Here is an 869-nt window from a genome sequence, read left to right as displayed (position 1 = left end):
CCTGTCTCGTGGGCTCGGGCTCGTCCCAGGCCTCGGCCTCGCCGGGCTCGGCGAAGGCACGCCGGGCGGCGAGCGCCGGCGAGTTGCCGGCATAGGGATCGTGGCCGGTCTGGCGCCAGGAGCCGTCGCGGATCGCATCGACCCGCTGGACCACGGCCGACTTGGCACTCATCGCGAGATGCGCCAGCGCGCCCAGGGAGGCGAGGCCGAGGCCGGGCGACTCGTCGTCGTGCGGCGTCGCGGTGCCGCGGCGGGGCTGGCGCTCGTCGTAGCGGCTCACCACCGGGGCGAAGGATTCGGCCTCGTCGTCCCCGTCCTCGTCCTCGATCAGGCCGAAGCCGCAGGAGCCGGTCAGGCTGATCACCGCGACCGCCGCGTAGAGGAAGCCCGCGAAGGCTCCAGCCGGCCCGGCGATCGCCTTGGCGGCACCCAGCAGCGCATCGCCGGCGACCCCGCCGAGGCCGGTCGGCAGCGGCCAGCGGGCGGTCGGCGGCAGGGCGCTCGCCATGCCGCTCGCCGCCCCGAAGCCGATGATCCAGAGCACGATCCGCAGCTGCATCCGGGCGAGCCGGTGGGTGCGCAGCAACCGCATGCCCCACACCGCCGGTGGCAGCGCGAAGGCGAGCGCCCCGAGCCCCAGGAGCTGCATGCCTAGATCCGACACCACCGCGCCGCCGAAGCCGAGCAGGTTGCGGGCGGCGCGCGAAGTGGCGTGGTTGAGGCTCGGGTCGTCGATCGACCACGTCGCCAGGGCGACGGTGAAGCACGCCGCCCCGACGAGCAGGGCGAGGCCGGTGACCTCCGTCGCCCGCCGCGTCAGGAACGCGCGGAGCGTGTCGATGAGGCCATCGTAGGGCGATGCCGAGCGA

1 protein-coding gene is annotated in these 869 nt (G+C 74.9%); it reads right to left on the bottom strand.

The features are described 5' to 3' along the window. Positions 1–869: DNA translocase FtsK 4TM domain-containing protein (locus NS355_RS17895; RefSeq protein WP_209445136.1), on the bottom strand; the 869-nt coding region annotated here is incomplete at both ends.

Origin of the sequence: Sphingomonas yabuuchiae (assembly GCF_001477495.1) — a bacterium.
GTDB classification, from domain to species: domain Bacteria; phylum Pseudomonadota; class Alphaproteobacteria; order Sphingomonadales; family Sphingomonadaceae; genus Sphingomonas; species Sphingomonas yabuuchiae_A.
This window is presented reverse-complemented; position numbering and strand designations above follow the sequence as displayed.